The organism is Burkholderiales bacterium (assembly GCA_013695435.1).
Classification (GTDB): Bacteria; Pseudomonadota; Gammaproteobacteria; order Burkholderiales; family JACMKV01; genus JACMKV01.
Window position 1 is genome coordinate 1 of record JACDAM010000222.1, and the last position, 2613, is coordinate 2613.

At 59.6% G+C, this 2613-nt stretch carries 3 protein-coding genes; all 3 read left to right on the forward strand.

Annotation, left to right across the window (positions count from 1 at the left end; translation table 11 throughout):
• The first annotated feature begins 489 nt into the window (after nt 1–489).
• Nucleotides 490–1521 carry a folate-binding protein YgfZ gene (locus H0V78_10985; protein MBA2352275.1) on the forward strand — a complete coding sequence of 344 codons (1032 nt, stop codon included), beginning with the start codon at nt 490–492 and terminating at the stop codon, nt 1519–1521.
• Between the two features lie 18 nt (nt 1522–1539).
• Complete coding sequence (locus H0V78_10990; protein ID MBA2352276.1) at nt 1540–1821, forward strand: DUF4936 family protein; 282 nt, start codon at nt 1540–1542, stop codon at nt 1819–1821.
• Nucleotides 1822–1844: 23 nt separating this feature from the next.
• The coding region (locus tag H0V78_10995) for an NRDE family protein (GenBank protein MBA2352277.1) at nt 1845–2613 on the forward strand (769 nt) is incomplete at its 3' end.

Here is a 2613-nt window from a genome sequence, read left to right on the forward strand (position 1 = left end):
TCCATGCACTGACGTTTCCTTCTCGATGATGTAGGCGCTGCGGGCCAACCAACTAGAAATAGATCGACACTCCTTCAACAGGAAGTGTCATCTATGCTTCAAATGCCGTCAATAACTCTCAATAGAAGAATTGCTTAACTATTTCCCTTCGTAGTTAAACGACCTAAAACCAGGCGGATCGAACCTGCCGCACTTGTTCAGAGTGACCGGTGGACTGAGCACTTAAACGCGACCAGGGGCGCAAGCAGGCCTACGCTTACCGCCCATCGTGCGCGGCCCCAAGCGTAGGCCAGCCGGAACGAGCGATGCGATTCGCTGGGATCAGCGTGAACAGCGATCGCCGAACGATAACCAGAATCCCGGACCATGGCTCGAATAACACCAAGACAAAAAGCGCAAGGGCATAAAACCGCCGATGGGATTCGAGCGGCCATCGATAACGCCGTTTAAGCTGGCCGTATAATAAGCCCCCTTACTGCTATCGCACCTATGCTCGAATCCTGGAACACCCACCTGGCCGGTAACGGCGCAACTATCGAAGGTAGCCGGGTCGCGCATTTCGGCGATCCCGGGGCCGAGCTGCGCGCGGCGGCGACAGGCGCCATCCTGTGCGATTTATCGCATCGCTCCGTTATCGCTTTTTCCGGCGACGAGCGGCATGCTTTTCTGCACGGCCAGTTGACAAGCGACGTGAAGAATCTGGGCGCCGGCGGCAGCCGGTATGCCGGTTACTGCACGCCCAAGGGCCGCTTGCTCGCAACTTTTTTGGTGTGGCAGAACGACCGCGCGATCTATGCGCAACTGCCGTGTGAGCTGCGCGAATCGGTGCAAAAACGGCTATCGATGTACGTGCTGCGCAGCAAGGTCGTGCTGACCGATGCGAGCAGTGATTTCGTTCGTTGCGGCCTTGCCGGACCAGGTGCTGCAGCAATGATCAAAGGCAGCATCGGCGACATTCCAGCACACGATTATGAAGTCTCGCATTCCGGCGAGATATCGGTGATTCGCCTGCCGGCCGGGCGTTTTCAGATCAACGTTCCGATCGAGCGCGCCATTGGATTATGGGATGCGTTACGGCAAGAGGCGACCTGCGTGGGTGCTGCGTGCTGGGATTGGCTTGAAATACGCGCGGGCTTGCCGACGCTGACGGCCGCAACTCAGGAAGAATTCGTTCCGCAAATGCTGAACCTCGATGCGCTCGGCGCCATCAGCTTCAGCAAAGGCTGCTATCCGGGCCAGGAGATCGTCGCGCGCACGCATTATCTCGGCAAGATCAAGCGCCGCATGTATCGCGCGCACGTTGTTTCGGATGCGGTACCGGCGCCGGGTGACAAGGTGTTCAGCGCGGAAAATAACGATCAACCCGGCGGCATGATCGTCAATGCCGCGCCGGCGCCGGACGGCGGCTTTGATGTGCTCGCCGCGATCCAGACCAGCAGCGCCGAATCCGGCGCCATCCATCTCGGTTCGCCAAGCGGGGCGCCGCTTAGCCTGCTCGACCTGCCTTATTCCTTACCCTGAGGCCTTACCCTGAGCGCGATGCTGTATTGCTACTACGTCTACTATCGCGTGCAACCCGGCCAGGCGGTAGAACTCGAACAACGCGTTCGCGACATGCTATCCAGCGTGCGGCAGAACGCCGGTGTCGTCGGACGCTTGTTGAAGAAACACCAGGAGCCGCTGCTGTGGATGGAAGTCTACGAAGATGTCGGCGACGCGGCAGGATTCGAGCGCGCGCTTACCGAAGCGGTGGGCAAATTCCGGCTGCATCAGTTTCTGGTTCCGGGCTCGAAACGCGCGGTCGAATGTTTCGTTAGCTAAGTGAAATTTGTCCGAACGCAGCCGTGTGCCTTGTCTTGCTCGCCTACGATACGCATCCGGAATATGCGCTTGTGCTGGCCGCCAATCGCGACGAATTCTATGATCGCCCGAGCGCGGCAGCGGCGTTTTGGCCCGATGCGTCCGACGTGCTTGGCGGGCGCGATCTGCAGGCCGGTGGGAGTTGGCTGGCTGTCGATCGCACGGGGCGCTTCGCCGCCGTCACCAACTATCGCCAGGGGCAACGCGAGCCCGCGGCGGCACATTCGCGCGGCCATCTGATCAGCGATTACCTGAAAAATCGGCTCAGCGCGCGCGAGCATATCGAGCGAATTGCCGCGCAAGCGTCGCAATACAACGGGTTCAACCTGCTCGCGGGCGATACAGCCAGCCTTTTCTATTTTTCGAATCGCGAAGGCTCCGTGCGCAAGCTCGCTCCCGGAATCTATGGCCTCAGCAACCATTTGCTCGATTCCGCGTGGCCCAAGGTCAGCCACGGCAAAGAAACCCTGAGCGCGTTGATGAACGGCACTGAGAGCGAACTCGTCGACGGCTTGCTGGCATTCCTCATCGATCCATCGCGGCCCGCCGATCATCTGTTACCCGACACCGGCGTCAGCCTGCCATGGGAACGTCTGTTGTCTTCGGCATTTATCGCGTCGGACGACTACGGCACGCGCTCATCGACCGTATTGCTGATCGCGCGCGACGGCAACGCGATCTTCGTCGAGCAAAACTATTCCGCCGGGGGCGTGAAGGCAGAACAAAACCGCCACACGTTCAAGGTTCGGCAGG